Source organism: Shewanella sp. WE21 (assembly GCF_002966515.1).
GTDB classification, from domain to species: Bacteria; Pseudomonadota; Gammaproteobacteria; order Enterobacterales; family Shewanellaceae; genus Shewanella; species Shewanella oncorhynchi.
Window position 1 is genome coordinate 2463538 of record NZ_CP023019.1, and the last position, 18444, is coordinate 2481981.

An 18444-nucleotide genomic window follows, 5' to 3' on the forward strand; every position below is an offset into this window, starting at 1 on the left:
TTGTTGGAAGAGGTTTAAATGGTTAACAAAAAGCGCATTGTTTAACGCGCTTTTTGTTTTTAGGAACCCTTATTACTGCGAGTCGGAAGCGATTAACGCATGGCCAACATGGCCCAAGTGCGGCGACCTTGCTCCAGAATTATCCCCACGGCAAGTCCCGCAGCGGCGTTGATGGCGAGGCAAGTCACCGCGGTTGATAAAATCACAAAGATACAGAAGGGCTTACCATCGATTAAGCGTTTCGACCATGCCAGTTGCAGCCCCGCAGTGGTCAGTAAACTGCCGAGGATTGCCATAGGAATAAGGCTTAATAGCCAAGCAATATGACTACCCCAGCATAGGGCTATCATTAAGCACGTACTGCCAAAAATTAACGGCGCCAGATAAGTGCGGGCGCCAAAATGGTATTGCACCGCGAGTCCGCCCGCACCGTGGCACATGGCCGAGGCTCCAAAGGGCGCGAGCAATAAGTTGGCAAGACCAGAGCTAATTGCGAAGTTTTTGGGCGTGAGTTTGGCGGCATCTTCAGGGAATTTCTCCTGTGCCATTACAGACGTGGCAATGACCGCATTGGTTAAGGTTAATGCCAGTTGTGGCAAAACCAACAAAACGGCGGCAGAGGTCCATTCAATAGATGTCGGCCACGCTAATTGAAATGGCGCTGTCATTGCTTGAATATCAAAGTTAGTGGCTAAACTAGTTTGTGTACTTGCTTGCCAAATCATCCCCGCTGCTATGACTAAGGGCATGGCAAGGTAACGCAGCGGCAAAAATTTACTGATAAATAACAGTACAAATGCCCCCACGCCAACCAGCCAAAATTCACTCATCATCTTAGTGCCCATCCACATCAGTTGCAGACCTATGGCGAGTTGAATGCCAACACTCACAGCTTGGGATAACTGTTTGGCTAACCAAGTGATGGCGCCGCTAAAGGCGAGAATTAACAGGATAATGCCCATTAACATGGCGCTTGCCTGCAACATGCCTGGGGTTAAGCCCTGAGCGATCACCAGTGCAGCGATGACTTTCATCGGTTGTACCGGAATCGGGCGACGGTAAAACAGCGCGCTGAGAATAGCGAATAGACCAAACCCCAAAAATATCCCTTGGGGCGAAAATTGATTGAGGGCAATTAGCCCTAGCACTAAAGGTAAAAAAGTGCCTAAGTCGGCAAAAGCGCCACTGGTTTCACCGAGTAAACGGTTGAATGAAGGATTGGATACTGTTTGGGAAATTTTGCCCGAGGTCATACTGATTGCCGTAATTGAACACGCTATGACTACGCAAAATAAATGCCATAAAAATCAGATGATTTGGGGGGTAAACAGAGTCAAACTACCGTATTGAGTCACTCAATGAGACAAACTGGGGCAAGGCCGAAGAATGGCTGAGTCTAATTGTCTTTTTGGGTGAGAGTAACAAGATTATAAAAAAAGAGATCTTAGTAAAAACTAAGATCTCAAAGGGTATTACTGGGAACTCGATTTGGTTAATCAGTTGTGTTCACTTCGATGCCTTACTAAAAGTAAGATATCTGTGATGCTCAAATCAGTGAACGATTCAATCAAGGCTGTTTGTGTTTTGGCCCTTGTTTACTTTTCATCGGGTCACCTTGATAACCTAGGGCTTGCCAATCGAGTCTTGTGCCTTTGTTATGGCAGTCGTTACAATTTAATGCTTGCTCCTTGGGTGACACCATATGGTTTATCCGCCACCACATTTCAGTTGCTGCAAAGTCATATTCACCACTGTATTTGATGCCTTTCTCAAGCATAGTCGTGTTCGCTTCCATTCCTAGTTTTGCCGCTAAGTTCCAATCAAACTCGCTCCAGAATCCCCCTTTGCCATAGGTTTTCGGTGTGATAAAAATATTGAGTTTTTTATCGTAAATCTGTTTACCCGTGTGCACCTTGAAAGGATAGATTTTTGCTTTGGCATCATTTATATCGCCAATGGGATAGGTCAATTTAGTGACTGTACTCGGATCCATTTTATCTCCTGCCATATAAGCATTGGCTGTGCCGTTGTACCAAGCGTATTGGGGTTTGACCATTTTTTCCCAAACAAAATCTCCTTTTTTCTTTTGGTAGGTATGCTTACCGTATTGGTCGAGTGCTTCATTTTTATCATCTCCAGCCGTTGACCAGTCCCAGCGCATTTTTGTCGGTTCGTTTTTAGCAAAATACGGAATATGACAGGTTTGACAGGCAACTGCCGCTGTATGAGTATTGAGTTTTTTATTCGCGTGCGGCGCTGATTCGTGGCAGTTTTCACAGCCAATATGGTCTACACCACCGGGTGAAACCCCCATAGCATTACCTGAGATCATGTGTTTCTCAGTGGTGTGGCAGTTCTGACATTGAAAGTCATTACCGTCGCTATCCATATGCACATCTGTCGCTTTGTCTGGATAAGACATGGATGAGTCTAAGTCCCCATGTTTTACCGCGTCACCACCGCCACCATAGAAGTGGCAACTACCGCAGTTATCCCGTACAGGTTCGCCAACGTTTTGAGCTATTTTAGTCAGATCGAGTTTTGCCATAGGTTCACCTGCGCCAGCGGGATCTTTAACATAAGTTCCTGTAGTGTCGTGACAAACTAGGCAGTCGACTTTGGTTTTATCTTTAAAGTCAAAGTTACTGTCTTTCCAACCATAACCCGCGTGACAACTGGTACAGCGGGGTTCATTGCTGGAAATGGCAACGCAGAAGTTATTAATGCTGTTTTTCTTACCTCTTACGACTGTCCTATCGGGAAGTTTTTGTTCTAACTCCCAAGTCCAATGGGAGGTTTTCATCACGTCAGTCGCTTGATTTTCATGGCAGACTAAACATTGTGTGGTCACCTGTGAGCCTGTGGTAAACGGGCCTTTAAGTGCCTCTTTATGGGGATTAGCGGCGTAGGCATTTAATGTCATGCCCGCTAAGGCAATGAGGATGAGCTTATTCATTTTGTACTCCCGCCCTCGATGTAACCGAGGGCTGATAGTTGTTATCAATGACGGATTAGAAGTTGATGGTGAGTGAGGCGTTGACATCAAACGCGGTATCAACCACTGGCAACATGGAATAAGCAGAGCCAGCTAGCACATCGTCGATTTTTTGTGGAGCACCCACAGGTGTACCGCTGCCTGTGTACTCGTAGTCGTAATAGAGGCCAGCAAGTTTGATAAACATTTTGGGGTTAATATCAAAGATGTAATAGGCTTCTGCTACATGTCCTCGGGTAGCTAACTTACTACCAATAGGGTCATCCTGTGCCTGGGTAAAAGGCGTCCAATATTCGGAGCCATAGTTATATTCCAGACCCAATTTGCCGTAGGGAGCAGGAATTTGTACGCCGACATAAATACCATAACCGTCTTTGGCTTCGGTATCGTCACTGGTTTTAGGCACCATAATAATCTCAGTACCAGTGCTGTTTAGCTCGGCTTCAAATATGGCATCGGATAACATGCCGCCAAACATGCCTGCGTTACCGTTAGGCTCGGCGCGAGTCCAGCCGAATGATGCAAACCATTTGATATCGTTTGCTTCTTCGCGCGCAAAACCAATTCCTCCTAGATACATGTCGCCGATAACCCCGCTGGGTTGTACTCGGGTAACAAAGTTAAAGTTGTCGAACTTTTGCATATCTTGATACATGGTGGGGGCGAAAATGCCCGCAAGCTGGGTAGGGAAGGCCATGGTGCCTTTAAAGCCGTCATTAACATCTTTGGCGCCAAACAGGGTGAACTGGAGGAAGTTGGTGCCATCGTTGATCGCATCGATATTAAAGCCACCAAGGTGAGTATCCTTGGTGACAATATCACCAAACATCTCGCCATTTCCCCATTGTGATTCAAAGCCTTGGCCGTAACAGAAACGGACGACTTGGCCTTCGATACCTGTGATTTCACCTAGGTTGTAGCCTAAGGTGGCGCCATCGAAGTTGAAGTTGACTAAATGTCCTGAAGGTGTGCCGCCACGCATTTCATTCTCGCGGTAGTGGCTGGGTGGACCATAGGTGGAAGGGCGACGACCTATGGAAAGATAAAACTCTGATCCATTAATGTTTTTCCAATCGAAATAGGCGCGTTCAACCCGCAGCCAGTCACCACTGGTATTGCCGCTACTGGTACCATCCATAGTGAAAGACCGCCAAGAATCAAATACTTGAACTCCGGTAGAATCACCCCAGTTTTTATACATACTGAGGCGGCCAGCAAAACTGACGTTATCCCATACCTTAGCTTTCAGATTTAACCGCAGGCGAGTGGTGTAAAAAATATCGTTATCTATGTCCTGTACACTTTTGGGCGCGAGCACATAGGGCATCACGCCCTGTAACATGCCATTTTGGAAGGCTGCAGTAAGGTCTGGATTAGCTTGCATCATTTTTCCTAGTGGGGAGTTGAGATCGTTGGGCATACCGAAAGCGCCGGACATGGCTTTGGCACCAAAGTCGTTGAAATTGACTTTGATGGCAGGATTCCAGACAACATCGCGGTAATGTAGTGAATGAGCTTTAGTGCGGAAATCACCTGTAATTTCAAGGCGGTCTAACGATGTGTGCCGCTCGGTTTTGTCGACGCGATTATTGAGATCATCCAATTGCTCGGTAATATCGGCAAGCTTCTGTTTTAACTCGGTAATTTTTTTATTTTCCTGTTGCACATCATTAGGTGTAGCAAAAGATTGGCCTGACATAAACAAGGTATTGGCAACGAGGATTGAGATAAGAGTACGCATAAGGTTTCTCCCAGAGTTGTTCTGTTGGCATGATTGCGCTAAGTGCATTTCGCCAAATTTACCCAATAGGAGTCCCTGAGGTGTGTTCCCCATTTTTCTCGAATTGGGTTTTTAATTTTTAATTCAATGTGTTAGTGAGCAGTTGCAGGGGGGCTCTCTACCATTGTCTTAGGCCATAACGTTGGCAGAGATCAACCGCAGGTTTGGGGTTGGTCCGAGTCGGCGGCGTGGTCATACAAAAATTGCTGTATATCCTTGAGGTCTTGCTCCGAGAGGCCATTGAATACCTCTGGTTTGAATTTGTGCTTATCTTTATCAAAGAAGCGATCCCACTGGCTCATCGTTTTGGCCATTGGCGTGAGTTCACCACCTTCACCGCCTTGGCTATGGCAGGCTTTGCATTCTTTTTTGTACAAATGTTTACCTTTCTTTGGATTACCTCCCTCTGCGGCATACGCATTAATACTCAAGCTGCCGATCACTGCCATGGCAATTGCTATCTTAGTTGACGTTTTCATCATCTCATTCCTTACTTTTTGTGATCATTTACATTTATTTGTTGGTTAAGTGTTTTTATTGATTCCACTTTGTAAATTAATTTATCAAATCCTACGGTGTGTAAATTTGAGGTATATCACTTTCATTAAAAAAATCTAATTGATAAAAAGTTCATTGATAAAAATCTAATTGATAATGTTATAGAAGGGTGTGATTATTTTTTTTATTATTTAAAAACAATGAACTAGTCAACGTGCTAAATTAGCGCTGATAACTTTGAGTTTCGAGTTTTGCGCCTAAAGCACAAAAAATGGACTGTGATTAAGCTAACACTTTGTAAAATATGCACTCACTAAAGTAGTGATGTTGAAACTTAGCAGCTGTTTGGCAGGCTTTATTGGGAAGTAAATAATGCCAGAGTTGACTCTGGCATTATTGATTTTGGGGACAGGTTTGGTTGTCTTTCGAAGCAAGATAACTTAGATAAAAGTAGACTCAGAACGGATTAAGGTTGCTGGCGCGTTGGTGCTAGAACGATTTCGCGTACGCACACATTTTGCGGTTGTTGCCATGCAAACAACGCAGCAGCGGCGACATTTTCAGGGGCGATAACGCCGCCCATTTCTTCTTTCCAGTCATGGTAACCCGCTTTAATGTCATCGCTGGTGGTATGGCTCAACAACTCGGTTTCTACCGCGCCTGGGGCGATAGTGATAAGGCGTACGTCATCCATGGCGACTTCTTCACGAATGTTTTCTGTTAAGGCGTGCACGGCAAATTTAGTGGCGCAGTAAGCGGCGTGGTTTGGAAAGGTTTTACGCCCCGCCACTGAGCTGACATTAATGATAGTGCCAGTTTTGCGAGCTTTCATGTCGGCTAATACCGCATGAATACCATTAAGCACGCCCATCACATTGATATTGAGCATGCGGCTCCATTCATTGGGATCTTGCACATCGATTTGGCCTAGTAGCATGATTCCCGCGTTATTGATAAGACAGCCGACCGGGCCAAATTGCGCTTCTGCTTGGGTTATGGCTGTTTTAATAGCTGCGCCGTCGGTGACATCGACGCTGATAGAAAGGCTGTTTGGTAATTCAAGCGCTTGCATTGCTTCAACTCGGCGTGCCAGTAATAGCAGCGGGTGGCCTGCAGCGCTAAAGCTTTTGGCCATAGCGGCGCCAATACCCGATGAAGCGCCCGTGATGACAACCAGTGATTTAGTAACTTGATTCATTAGTATTTCCTATTAATTGGAGCCAATGTAAGCCGTAAACAAACTGTTGTTCGGCGTCTTGAACCTGTTAACCAGTATAGGCTGGGGATTTTCAGTCGAAAAATACTTATTCCAGCTGGATATGATAGGCTCAGCCTATGGCACTATTGTTGAAATTTGTGCTGAACTCGTCGGTTGTCGGAGAAGATTAAATGGTCGATTTGCGTTTGCTGCGTTTCTTTATCGCAATTTTTGAAGAGAACAATATTACCTCGGCGGCTAACCGTTGCTTTGTGAGCCAGCCTTCACTGTCTGCTGGGTTAAAGCAACTCGAAGAAGAGCTTGGTGGTCAGTTATTTGAGCGCAGCAAAAAAGGCGTTAAACCTTTGGACTGCGCGCACTATCTATACCCTTTGGCGGTTAAATTAGTCGAGGAGGCGAGTAAGTTACCAGGCTTATTTATGGCGAAGGCGAGCCGGCAAAAGCTACGTTTGGCTGTGATGCCAGATCTCAGTCAGCGGCGTTTGGCGGGATTTTTACAACAGGTGAATCAAGCCATTGAGAAGCTCGATCTGGAGCTGTTGGATTACCAAAGCCCCGCAGATTGTCGTTTAACTATCGACAGTTTACGCCATGAAGATGAAGTATTTTTTCCGCTGTGGGAGGAGGATTATGTGCTCTGCGTCCCCAAGGATCATACCCTCGCCCAAGTAGATAGCCTACGTCCCGAGCAGCTCAATGGCTTTGACTTTATTGAGTGCCCACCCTGTGAAGCCCATCAGCAAACAATAGGTTTATTGGCGTGCAGCAATATGTCGCTTAATTTGGTCGCTAAGGCTGAGTCAAAATCTCTAGTGATGTCGCTAGTGTTAGCCGGATTTGGCGTGAGTTTTTTACCCGATGGTTTGATTGAAGATGAGCCTAGGCTCAAGCAAGTGAAATTTGATGGTCCGAGAATGTTCCGTCGTATTGGTTTGTGTTATCCCTCCCATCAGGCAGTTGCGCCAACATTGGCGACCTTGTTACGGCATTTAGCCGCTCGACCGAATTAATTCCAAGTTAGTTTTGGGTTATCAGCATTCAGATTAGTGAGTCGCTAAGGGCGATTCAGTGAGATTAAGTGGAGGCTCGACGCCGTAGGATTTAAATAGTTGAGTAATTTCACCAGAGGTGCGCATGTCGTCGACTATCTGGTGAACTTGCTTGGCATATTGATGCTGCGGCGACATGAGCGGAATACTGAAATAGCGGCCATTTTTGCTGATATCTACGTACGCCATCTGTTTGAGTTGGGGATCTTTGGCAAAAAATTGCATCTCATGCTGTTCGGAGGTGATGGCTAAATCGATACGCTCAGCCTTCAACATATTGATTAACTGACCATTATCATTAACAAAAGACACTTTTAGTTGGTTTTGATTGTCATTGAACTGCGGACAGTAAAAAGCGCCTCTAAGTGCGCCAATGATATGAGGTTTTAGTTCATCGAAATGTTTGACTTCAAGTTGTCTATTCGCAAGGGCAAAGTAATAGACGTAGTGCTTGTCGTATCCCAGTAGCATAGGGTCTAGAAAATCGTTGCGCTCTGGCGTCATCGAATGGACAGGGATTAGGTCGACTTGTCCCATTTCTGCCACTTTAATTGTGCGTGCCCAAGGCACATTACTCCAATTTATCTTATGACCTAGGCGGGCGATGACTTCATTGATGACAGCTGCACCTGGGCCTTTGCACTCACCATTTTCGACATAAATAACAGGATGCCTATCGCGGCAGTGTGCTTGCCAGACAACAGCAGAGGTTTCTGCCCTTGCTTGGGACAGAAATAAGCATGAAATGACAATGATCAGTATCAGCCTCATTCATCTTGCCTATTAAAATGCTCAGTTTTAATTATCGGGCTGGACAGTTAATTCGACTAGGTTTTATTTTTGAGTCGTTTAGCTGCGCAGGTTTGGTCAATAATTGATTGTAGTGCTTATACATCCACTGTGCTTTTTAAGTAATTATAAATTCACTCTATTTTGTAACCAAACGGTTTGGCCTGTTAAATCTGACCAAACCTTTTCTGGGGCTCATTCGCTGCTAGGAAACTTACCTATCCGACTCAATATAGGGCGTTAATTGGGTTTCAATAGCCTCAATTTGAGTTTCGGCGTAGGCAAGTTCGGATTCGGTTAAACATGATTTTGCGGTGTTTTGATGGAGTCGTTGAGCGCTATTCATCCCGTATTTACCAAAATGACGTAGCAATAAACTAGACCAAATAAACATTTGTATAGGTTTATTTAATTGTTCTGCGCCGTAAATATTGACCAGCTCCCGCATAGCAATTTCATGACCTAGCTCTGCCGATTTGACGTACCAAGCTTCTGCCGCTTGTAGAGCCTCTTGAGTGGTTTTTTCACCACTTAAAAATGATTCAGCCTTATAGAAATAAAAATATTGTTGTTGCTCAGCGGGGATTGGATGCTGATGCAAGAAACTGTCACGTAGACGCTCAGCCTCTCTTATCTCTAAGGTACCTAGTTGCTGACTGAATCTGGCTAATTCTTTTAGATGATCGGCTCTATTGCTCATGGCCGCGAGCTGGTAATACATTAACGCTTTAATCGGTTGGCGACTCACGCCTAAACCTTGCTCATAAATCTTGCCTAAGCCTAGCAGTGCGTCTTCATTCCACTTAAGTGCGAATTCTTCAAAGTCAATTTTAGCCTGTTGGTAATCACTCTCATTTTGTGGCGCTTTCAGTAAAAGATGAGCAAATTCAATCTTAGCGAAGTCATTACCTCTAGCGACAGATTGGCTTAACCAATGGCGCGCCTTGTCATAGTCGACAGCCAAATCTTCACCGTAGAGGAAACGTTTACCAAGATAATACTGGCGGAAATCATCGTCTGCGGCGCGCTCGCTAAGTAATGCCTCTGCACGCGCTAAATCTTTAGGTCCACCTTGGCCAGCAGCAAGCATATGCCCTAGATCATCTTTTGCTAATTCATCACCTGCGGCGGCGGATTTCTCAAAGTATTCCCGTGCTTTGATATAGTCCGAAGTGACGCGCTCATCATGCCAGTAGAGTGTGGCTAAATGGTAATAGGCTCTTTGGTTTTCTTGTGCGGCGGCTTTTTCGAACCAGTAAATTGCTTGGCTAGCATCGGGATCGAGAAAAGGCTGGCTTAGATACAAGTAAGCAAGCTCATATTGAAACTCGGCTTGCCCCGCTTCGGCATTAGGTTTGAGCTGTTCTGCCTGTGCGATTAACTCATCGAGTGTTTGCGACTCAGAAGAGAGCAAATTAGGTAGTGTGAGCATGGGTAAATATTGAGGCTCTATTTCGGCGGCTTTTTTATACCAATCGTTAGATGCCTTGGGATCGGCGGGAACTTGTGGGAATCGACCGGAATAAAGTTCGGCCATAGCAATGGCGGCAACGGCTAAGCCTTTATCGACTGCCTGCTGAATATAATCTAGGCCAGAGTTGACTTCGCCTTGATTAATCAGTGTTAAGCCATGATTGAGTAGCGCAGTAGGATCACCTGCGGCAAGTGCTTTAGCTTGCACTTGTTTTTTTTGATATTTAGCGAAAAAAATAAACAGTACAATAAAAGCAATAATTATGAGTATCAACAACATAGTAGTCCATCACTATCGATATTTGGGAGTATAGTAAACGTAAGTTTTTACAAGAATGCAAGTTTACAATTTGGGCTAGGCTGATCGACTAAGCCGATCAATCCCATGGGCATTAGCGTTATTTATCTTGCAGATGGATCTCCCTAATGGGGCAGGCAATCTCGATTCCCGCCTGCTTAAGGGTGTTATAAAGAGCGAGGTTTACCTTATATTTATGCTGAAAATAGCTTTGTGTGGGCACCCAGTAACGAACCCCCATTTCAATTCCATTAGCATTAAAACCATTGATGCCAATATTAGGTGTGGTCTCTTGATAAACATAGGGATTATTGCTCAATAACTCAGTAATCACACTAATGGCTCGTTCGGGATCTGTGTTGTAACTGAGATTGAACTGGGTTTCGACTAGCTTATTGCTGAAGGAGTTGTGCAGAATTTCGCCGACGATATGCTTATTAGGAATGCTGATTTGCTCACCTTCCTCATTGGTCAGTATGGTCATGCCTAAGTGGATACGTTTAACAACGCCGCTTTCCCCTTTAATTTCAATAGTATTGCCTACTACAAAAGGGCGGGTGACGATAATAGTCACGCCTGCGGCATAGTTCGCTAGCATACCTTGTAAGGCTAAACCTGCGCCGAGGGAGGCGGCACCAATTGCCGCAACCATAGGGGTAATACTGATGCCGATTTTGCCGAGGGCGATAATCCCGACCATGACGATGATCAGAATGCGGATAAGATTGCTGACAAAATTGCTTAGGGTGATATCGATATTGTGTTTGTCGAATTGCTTAGCGACTAAGCGTGACACTTTACTGGCTACCCATAAACCTAACAAAAAGATCAGTAAAGCACCTACGAGTTGAAAGCTGTAGGTGACTAAAAATTCTGTGATGAGTTGATAAACGCCTTGTAGTTGCTGCAATTCTTGATCGAGTCCAGGTGTTATCATTATGATATCCTTGTAATAAAGTTAACTGTGCGATTCTAGCGTAGAAATTTCACCAAATACTTTTCGCCCTTCATGTGTGAAGCGTATCATGTAATCGTGGTTGGTTTAATGAGTCGATAGGGGGAGTCAGGTATGCTGTTCGCCTATCCAATAATGGAGTCGAGTGTTTATGAAAACGCTGTTGTTATGTTTGTCTTGTCTGTTAACCCCAATCTGGGCGTATGCTGCGAGTTATGTTGCCGGAGATGCGATTAATCCCATTTCACTTCTCGACCAAAATGATAAAACCATTAATGTGACTGATGAGACTCAAGTGCTGCTCTTTAGTCGCAGCATGAAAGGCGGTGATGTGATTAAGGATGCACTTACGCCCTTGAGCGCGACTCAAATGCCAACGGGTTTAGTTTATGTTGCCGATATCAGTGGTATGCCTTCTTTGATCGCTAAATTTGTGGCTGTGCCACAGATGCAAGATTTACCTTTTGCGATTGGGTTAGATAGGGATGGTGAGATCAGTCGTTTATTACCTGATAACAAAGATATGGCCACTATGATATTGCTCAAGCAGCGTAACATTTTGGACATTGCCTATTTTGATTCCAGTGAAGCCTTGAACCAAGCTCTCGCAAAACTCAATCAGCCGCAGTAACGACTCGATTTAACGGACGTATTTTAAGGCATCCATTAGTCTTCTTTTCGCTGTGTGATTGTTACTTCAAGATAACTGTTTTTAGATGGATATTTTGGCTCCAGCCAGTCTATCCATCTCCCTTCCGATAACGTCGTAAAAAATTCACTTTTTATTCTGATAATGAACACAAATTTACCTTAGGGTTTGTGTGCATAATTATTTGTTTTATAGCGCCTTTTTTTGATGGTTCAGTTCCTTAAAGAGTTGGGGAATAAAAAGTTATTAATTCAGCATAAAAATTCGTTGCGTAAAGCGAAAAAATATCGTTTACTGCGCACGTTTTTAATACATCACACTTACTGTTATCTATCTGACCCAAAGGAGACTCTGGCCCAATGAGCCAATTTCAATCTATTGATGTTGCTGACTATTATGATATGGACACATTCAAGCGTATTGAAGCGTTTGCCAAAGACAAAGCAACCCCGTTCGTCGTGATCGATACCAGTATCATAGCGAAACAATACGATGACATGGTTAATAGTTTTCCTTACGCCAACGTTTATTATGCAGTTAAGGCAAACCCCGCGGCCGAGATCTTATCTTTACTAAAAGATAAAGGGTCAAACTTTGATATTGCCTCGATTTATGAGCTAGATATGGTCATGAATGTCGGTGTGACAACCGATCGAGTCAGCTATGGTAATACGATTAAAAAGCGTCAAGATGTGCGTGCATTTTATGAGCGTGGCGTGCGTATGTATGCATCTGACTCAGAAGCCGATTTGCGAATGATCGCTGAAGAAGCGCCGGGTTCACGTATTTATGTGCGTATTCTGACCGAAGGTACAGATACCGCTGATTGGCCGTTATCCCGTAAATTCGGCTGCCAAAACGAAATGGCCTATGAGCTATTAGTATTGGCACAGGAATTAGGCTTAGAACCTTTCGGTATTTCTTTCCATGTGGGTTCTCAGCAACGTGACATAGGTGCTTGGGATTCCGCTATTGGTAAAGTGAAAAGTATTTTTGACCGTCTGCGTGATGAGCACAATATCACCCTGAAGATGATCAATATGGGCGGCGGTTTCCCTGCTAACTATATTGATAAAACCAATCAATTGGGTGTGTATGCCGAGCAAATCACTCACTTCCTGAAGGAAGATTTTGGTGATGATTTACCACAAATTATTTTGGAACCAGGTCGTTCGTTGATCTCTAACGCGGGGATTTTAGTGTCTGAAGTGGTACTGATCAGCAAAAAATCTTACACAGCGTTAGAGCGTTGGGTGTTTACCGATGTGGGTAAATTCTCTGGCTTGATTGAAACGATGGACGAGGCGATTAAGTTCCCGATTTATACTGAGCGTCAAGGCGAGCTGGATAAATGCGTGATTGCCGGCCCAACCTGTGACAGTGCAGATATCATGTATGAGCACTATAGCTATGGCTTACCAAATGACTTAGCCATTGGCGATCGTATGTATTGGTTAACCGCAGGGGCTTATACGACGACGTATTCAGCAGTATGCTTTAACGGTTTCCCACCGCTGAAGGATTACTATCTGTAAGCGATTGTGGTGACATTAATAAGGGCGCTTAGGCGCCCTTATTTGTCTTTAGAGTAATAGCGGGATTACTCGTGGGATTTGAGGATCTGATAAATTTCCTCTTTTAAGTGTAACTTTCTGCTTTTGAGTTCTTTCACAGTGGGGTTGAAATCACTGGCGACACGTTTTTCCAGTTGTTTGATTTCCTCGTCTAACTGATTATGCTCATTAAACTTACGTTGAAAATGAGCATCTTGGGTTTTCAGGGTGGAAATTAATTCTCTGTACTCTGGAAACATCGGCATTCTCCTTGTCGTCATTTACTACACTTCAGGTTACGCCTTAACCCTAACCTTATACCAAGTCGTTAAACGTGACTTAGATCACTTTTAGCGGTCACTTAGATTAATACTAATGGATGATTTATTTTAATCTATTTTAAATCAGCATCTTAGACATTTATTACCACCGACTCTGGCATGAGTTCAGGATCTGGTTCACACTTTGTTTGGTATAAATCAGACTGACATTCGAAATATGGGCAAATTTGCTATCTTGTGAGCAGATGCTGGTGTAGTTGGTAATTTCATTACGACTAAACAATTACTTCTTGCCGATAATTCTGTGATCAAGTTAACCTTCACCGCTTCGATACTAGGTTAAAGTCGATTTTATAAGAATTTAATTATCAAAAATGAAAGGGGTTTTCACAATGGCTGATGTATTTCATTTAGGTTTGACCAAAGCGATGCTCGATGGTGCAACCTTAGCAATCGTTCCTGGTGATCCAGAGCGTGTAAAACGTATTGCTGAACTAATGGACAATGCGACGTTTCTTGCTAGCCACCGCGAGTATACAAGCTATTTAGCGTATGCCGATGGCAAGCCAGTAGTGGTGTGTTCAACCGGTATCGGTGGTCCATCTACTTCTATCGCAGTAGAAGAACTTGCACAATTAGGTGTGAATACCTTCCTGCGTGTAGGGACTACAGGCGCAATCCAACCTCATGTTAATGTGGGTGATGTGATTGTGACTCAAGCTTCAGTACGTTTAGATGGCGCGAGCTTACATTTTGCACCTATGGAATATCCAGCGGTTGCAAACTTTGAATGTACCACTGCTATGGTTGCAGCGTGTCGCGATGCTGGTGTTGAGCCACACATTGGCGTAACAGCTTCTTCTGATACTTTCTACCCAGGCCAAGAGCGTTATGACACTGTCACAGGCCGTGTAACGCGTCGTTTCGCGGGTTCAATGAAAGAATGGCAAGATATGGGCGTACTGAACTATGAGATGGAGTCTTCCACTTTGTTCACTATGTGTGCTACTCAAGGTTGGCGTGCAGCCTGCGTTGCAGGTGTGATTGTAAACCGCACCCAACAAGAAATTCCTAATGAAGCCACAATGAAGAAAACTGAAGTGAGTGCGGTTTCTATCGTGGTTGCAGCAGCGAAAAAATTGTTAGCTTAATTTTTAGTAAGCTAAGCAACACTCCCCTGCAAAGTGAGTGCTCAGAATAGAAAAGGTGCCAATGGCACCTTTTTTGTTGTTTTAAAACTATGCCGATACCGATTAGAAATGGTATTGAGCAATCACAGAGTAAGTGTCTTGATCGACGCCTTTCACACCGTATTTATTGGTCCACAGATCGTATTCGATACCCACCAATAATTTATTGGCTTGATGATCACCGAACAGGCTCTTTCCGAGATCGTATTTTAGCTGTGGGTTGAAATGGAAGTTCTCCTCGTAGCCGTTATCGTCGGTGGCAAATACCCAGTCGATAAAGCCATCGAGTACTATGTTGGCAGATCCAACAGGGATATCGATACGAAATACAGGAGTGAACTGCCAGCCGTCACTATGGTTACCAGTGCTCATACCATCGCGGCGATAGGTGTTAAAGTTAAGATAAGTGAAGTATGGTACTGCTACGTCAACCCCTAAACCGTAAAGTAAGCTGTGGACTGGGCCTTCACCTTCTTCATAGGTTAACGCTAGAGACAAGTCTGTTATTGGGCCAAAGGCTATTTTTTCGCCAAGAATTTTACTGGCACTAAAACGTGGCGAAATTTCACCATAGGTAGTGCTTTCCATGCCCGTGTCGTTACCTTTGAAATAGATAAAATCTTGGAAGGCAAACCAATCACCGTATTTCCAGCCGCCAGCCGTTTCTAAGGTAATAGTGGCTTGTTTATCTGATGGCGCTAAATCGTAGTCTTCGCCATAGAGGGCTGTTGCACTGAAATCCCACCACTGTACTAAGTCACCCGCAAATGCTTGAGGAGAAAGCATTAGTGCTAGGCATAGGCATGTTTTTTTCATTGTTATTTCCTGTTGTATAGGTCGAAGTTAATTCGTGTCTTACTCAATCCGCTCTCTGACCTATGGCATGGTTTGATGGGTAAGTTCAAACCTAGCGCGAGTGTACGTCAAAGGACTTGCTCAAAAGTGGGGGCAATATATGCAAAAATTTACATTTATTCAAAGTTTTTATCGAATGTTGTTGTCAAAATCACATAATCATTAGTGAGGAGTTTTGTTTTTAGATAATTGATTTTTAATGTTTTTATTGTTATTGCGCCGCTTGTGGATTGGGGGCTTGCTATCTTTTTGAATTGATTATGCTTAATTTTAAAACAACCTGACGGCTTTCGTGGGCGGATATGGGAGAATGAGGATTAAGTCATAGGTGATTGAGTGTGCGTTTTGACAGGGTAAATTTTGACATATTATGTCGATTATCCGAAACTCTGCTGTTATAGTGCAGTAAAGGACACTCTCATTTCAGGGGGAAATATGGAGTTTTCAAATCCGATTTTAGTGTGGGCAGTGGTTGGTTTAGTGTTAATGCTCGCCGAAATAGTGGTTCCAGGTGGCATAATAGTGTTGCTGGGTGCGGCTTGTTTAGTCGTGGCAGGTGCGTTAGGCATAGGACTGGTCGAAGGTGTCGTGCAGAGCATGACTCTGTGGTTTATCTCTGCCATTGTGTTGTTATTGGCTTTCAGACAAGTCACTCAGAAGCTCGTTGGTGGTGATTCCCATGTGGATAACACGGATGAAGCAATCGAACTATACAATCAAATTGTTCGCGTAAAGCAGACCATAGGTCCTGGGCAAACACCCGGGCGGGTGGAGTTTCAAGGTAGTGAATGGCCAGCGCTTGGCGATGGCAGCATTATTGAGGCGGGTACCGAAGTCAGAATTATTTGTCGTGAAAATATCGCTCTAGTCGTTGAGCCTATTTCAATAGAAGCTTCCAAAAACTAAAGGATGGAATCTATGTTTGTATTTACCTTAGTCATTTTATTTATCTTTTTTATTCTTTATAAGTTGATGTTAATTGTGCCGATGCGTGAAGTGCATGTCATTGAGCGTCTTGGCAAATTCCGCGCAGTATTAAGCCCTGGATTTCATTTTTTGATCCCTTTTTTCGATCGCGTCTCCTACCGTCACGATACCCGTGAGCAAGTATTAGATGTGCCGCCACAGAGTTGTATCTCCAAAGATAACACTCAACTTGAAGTGGACGGCTTGGTCTACCTAAAAGTGATGGATGGCAAATTGGCGAGTTATGGTATTGAAAACTACCGTAAAGCAGCGGTGAATTTAGCTCAGACCACTATGCGATCTGAAATCGGTAAGCTGAGTTTGAGTGAGACTTTCTCTGAACGTGATAGCTTAAATGAATCAATCGTGCGGGAAATAGATAAGGCTTCCGAGCCATGGGGAATCAAGGTATTGCGCTATGAAATTCGTAATATCACGCCTTCACGCCATGTGATCCACACTCTTGAGAAGCAGATGGAAGCTGAGCGTCGTAAACGTGCCGAAATTACCTTAGCGAATGCTGAAAAAGCCGCGATGATCAATATGTCTGAAGGTGAGCGCCAAGAGGCCATTAACCTGTCAGAAGGTCAAAAACAGAAACGGATTAATGAAGCTAAAGGTACAGGTCAGGAGATCGCTATCATAGCGAAAGCAAAATCCGAAGGTATGGCAATGATCTCGCAAGCATTAGCCGTCAATGGCGGTACAGATGCGATGAATATGCTATTAAAAGAACAGTTTATTGCTCAAGTTGGTAAGATCCTCAATGATGCACAAGTCTCTGTTGTTCCCGCTGAAATGGCAAAACTTGAAGGTTTCTTCGAAGGTATGGAGCAAGTCACTCAGACTATGAGTGGCCAGAATAATCTTGGCAAAGGAGCGCGATAATGAATATTCCAGTAGATACAGATTTGATTGTGATGGCGATTTGGGGCCTGATATTTGCCATTTTTGTGATTAAACTATTTCAATCGATCCGCCTAGTGCCCACTAAATCGGCTTTTATTGTTGAGCGTTTAGGTAAGTATCACAGTACGTTAGATGCGGGGTTCCATACTTTGATCCCCTTTGTGGATAAAGTGGCTTTTATTCATGATTTGAAAGAAGAAACCATTGACGTACCACCGCAGGAATGTTTCTCGAGCGACGAAGTAAACGTTGAAGTGGATGGGGTGATTTATATCTCTGTGACTGACCCAGTGAAGGCCAGCTATGGTATTACTGATTATCGTTATGCAGCAATTCAGTTGGCGCAAACGACGACGCGCTCTGTCATAGGGACACTTGATCTTGATCGTACGTTTGAAGAGCGTGATGTGATTTCAGCCAAGGTAGTGCAAGTCTTAGATCAAGCGGGTGCCCTGTGGGGAATACGTGTGCATCGTTATGAAATAAAAAATATCACACCACCTGAAACCGTTAAAAATGCCATGGAAATGCAAGTAAATGCCGAGCGTGAGCGCCGTGCATTATTGGCTAAGAGTGAAGGCGACAAACAGAGTAAAATTAACCGTTCTGAAGGGGTTAAAGCTGAAACGGTAAACCGTTCTGAAGGTGAGATGCAGCGCCGGATTAACGAAGCCGAAGGTAAGGCTGAGGAAATTTTAACCATTTCCCGCGCAACGGCAGAATCGATTGAACGTCTCGCTTCTGTGATTGCCGCGCCGGGTGGTCACAATGCCCTGCGGATGCAACTCGGTGAGCAATACTTTAAACAGCTCGATGGCTTAAGCCAGAAGAATAGTCGAGTGGTGTTACCGGGTAATATGGTGGATTTCGATTATTGGATGAATAGCATAGGCTTAACGGAAGAAAAACCGAGCTAAGGCTGTGGTTAAAATCTGAAACTAGCTAGATCATTAAGGTCAAATACCCAAGTATTTGGCCTTATTTT

Annotated in this window: 17 protein-coding genes; 7 read left to right on the forward strand and 10 right to left on the reverse strand. The window is 44.1% G+C overall.

Annotation, left to right across the window (positions count from 1 at the left end; translation table 11 throughout):
• Positions 1-92 precede the first annotated feature (92 nt).
• The 5 genes from CKQ84_RS10735 to CKQ84_RS10755 form a co-directional block, all read right to left on the reverse strand.
• Positions 93-1253, reverse strand: a complete 1161-nt coding sequence (locus tag CKQ84_RS10735) for a putative sulfate/molybdate transporter (RefSeq protein ID WP_105251246.1) — start codon at positions 1251-1253, stop codon at positions 93-95.
• Between the two features lie 314 nt (positions 1254-1567).
• The gene (locus CKQ84_RS10740; RefSeq protein ID WP_105251247.1) at positions 1568-2956 is read right to left on the reverse strand and encodes a tetrathionate reductase family octaheme c-type cytochrome; all 1389 of its coding nucleotides are present in this window, start codon (positions 2954-2956) and stop codon (positions 1568-1570) included.
• Positions 2957-3011: 55 nt separating this feature from the next.
• On the reverse strand, positions 3012-4736 hold the full coding sequence (locus CKQ84_RS10745) for a DUF3373 domain-containing protein (RefSeq protein ID WP_105251248.1): 1725 nt from the start codon (positions 4734-4736) through the stop codon (positions 3012-3014).
• Positions 4737-4927: 191 nt separating this feature from the next.
• Positions 4928-5257 carry a cytochrome c gene (locus CKQ84_RS10750; RefSeq protein ID WP_105251249.1) on the reverse strand — a complete coding sequence of 110 codons (330 nt, stop codon included), beginning with the start codon at positions 5255-5257 and terminating at the stop codon, positions 4928-4930.
• A gap of 482 nt (positions 5258-5739) precedes the next feature.
• Positions 5740-6471: an SDR family oxidoreductase gene (locus CKQ84_RS10755; RefSeq protein WP_105251250.1), complete on the reverse strand. Its 732-nt coding sequence runs from the start codon at positions 6469-6471 to the stop codon at positions 5740-5742.
• 191 nt (positions 6472-6662) lie between these two features.
• Between CKQ84_RS10755 and CKQ84_RS10760 the strand changes: the two genes are divergently transcribed.
• On the forward strand, positions 6663-7502 hold the full coding sequence (locus tag CKQ84_RS10760; protein ID WP_105251251.1) for a LysR family transcriptional regulator: 840 nt from the start codon (positions 6663-6665) through the stop codon (positions 7500-7502).
• A 33-nt stretch (positions 7503-7535) separates the two neighbouring features.
• Here CKQ84_RS10760 and CKQ84_RS10765 read toward each other — a convergent pair whose 3' ends face one another.
• The 3 genes from CKQ84_RS10765 to CKQ84_RS10775 form a co-directional block, all read right to left on the reverse strand.
• A complete protein-coding gene (locus CKQ84_RS10765; RefSeq protein WP_105251252.1) occupies positions 7536-8312 on the reverse strand; it encodes an ABC transporter substrate-binding protein in 777 nt (258 codons plus the stop codon).
• Between the two features lie 232 nt (positions 8313-8544).
• Positions 8545-10083, reverse strand: coding sequence for a tetratricopeptide repeat protein (locus CKQ84_RS10770; RefSeq protein ID WP_105251253.1), 1539 nt, complete (start codon positions 10081-10083; stop codon positions 8545-8547).
• 118 nt (positions 10084-10201) lie between these two features.
• Complete coding sequence (locus CKQ84_RS10775; RefSeq protein WP_105251254.1) at positions 10202-11038, reverse strand: mechanosensitive ion channel family protein; 837 nt, start codon at positions 11036-11038, stop codon at positions 10202-10204.
• Positions 11039-11207: 169 nt separating this feature from the next.
• Between CKQ84_RS10775 and CKQ84_RS10780 the strand changes: the two genes are divergently transcribed.
• Both CKQ84_RS10780 and CKQ84_RS10785 read left to right on the forward strand, forming a co-directional pair.
• Positions 11208-11687 (forward strand): hypothetical protein, encoded by a 480-nt coding sequence (locus CKQ84_RS10780; RefSeq protein ID WP_105251255.1) that lies wholly within the window; start codon positions 11208-11210, stop codon positions 11685-11687.
• Between the two features lie 377 nt (positions 11688-12064).
• Entirely contained in the window at positions 12065-13240 is a 1176-nt protein-coding gene (locus tag CKQ84_RS10785; RefSeq protein WP_105251256.1) for a type III PLP-dependent enzyme, read from the forward strand.
• Between the two features lie 65 nt (positions 13241-13305).
• Here the strand turns inward: CKQ84_RS10785 and CKQ84_RS10790 are convergent, their stop codons facing one another.
• A complete protein-coding gene (locus CKQ84_RS10790; protein WP_006083288.1) occupies positions 13306-13518 on the reverse strand; it encodes a YdcH family protein in 213 nt (70 codons plus the stop codon).
• A gap of 413 nt (positions 13519-13931) precedes the next feature.
• Between CKQ84_RS10790 and udp the strand changes: the two genes are divergently transcribed.
• Positions 13932-14690 carry a uridine phosphorylase gene (gene udp, locus CKQ84_RS10795; protein ID WP_105251257.1) on the forward strand — a complete coding sequence of 253 codons (759 nt, stop codon included), beginning with the start codon at positions 13932-13934 and terminating at the stop codon, positions 14688-14690.
• A 102-nt stretch (positions 14691-14792) separates the two neighbouring features.
• Here udp and CKQ84_RS10800 read toward each other — a convergent pair whose 3' ends face one another.
• Complete coding sequence (locus tag CKQ84_RS10800; protein ID WP_105251258.1) at positions 14793-15545, reverse strand: outer membrane protein OmpK; 753 nt, start codon at positions 15543-15545, stop codon at positions 14793-14795.
• A gap of 474 nt (positions 15546-16019) precedes the next feature.
• Here CKQ84_RS10800 and CKQ84_RS10805 point away from each other — a divergent pair, with 474 nt between their 5' ends.
• From CKQ84_RS10805 to CKQ84_RS10815, 3 genes are read left to right on the forward strand one after another with little or no spacing between them, the layout of a single operon-like run.
• A complete protein-coding gene (locus CKQ84_RS10805) occupies positions 16020-16490 on the forward strand; it encodes an NfeD family protein (RefSeq protein ID WP_105251259.1) in 471 nt (156 codons plus the stop codon).
• Between the two features lie 12 nt (positions 16491-16502).
• A complete protein-coding gene (locus CKQ84_RS10810; protein ID WP_105251260.1) occupies positions 16503-17438 on the forward strand; it encodes a slipin family protein in 936 nt (311 codons plus the stop codon).
• A complete protein-coding gene (locus tag CKQ84_RS10815; protein ID WP_168825701.1) occupies positions 17438-18376 on the forward strand; it encodes an SPFH domain-containing protein in 939 nt (312 codons plus the stop codon). Before CKQ84_RS10810 ends, CKQ84_RS10815 begins: the two co-directional genes overlap by 1 nt.
• Positions 18377-18444: the final 68 nt, after the last annotated feature.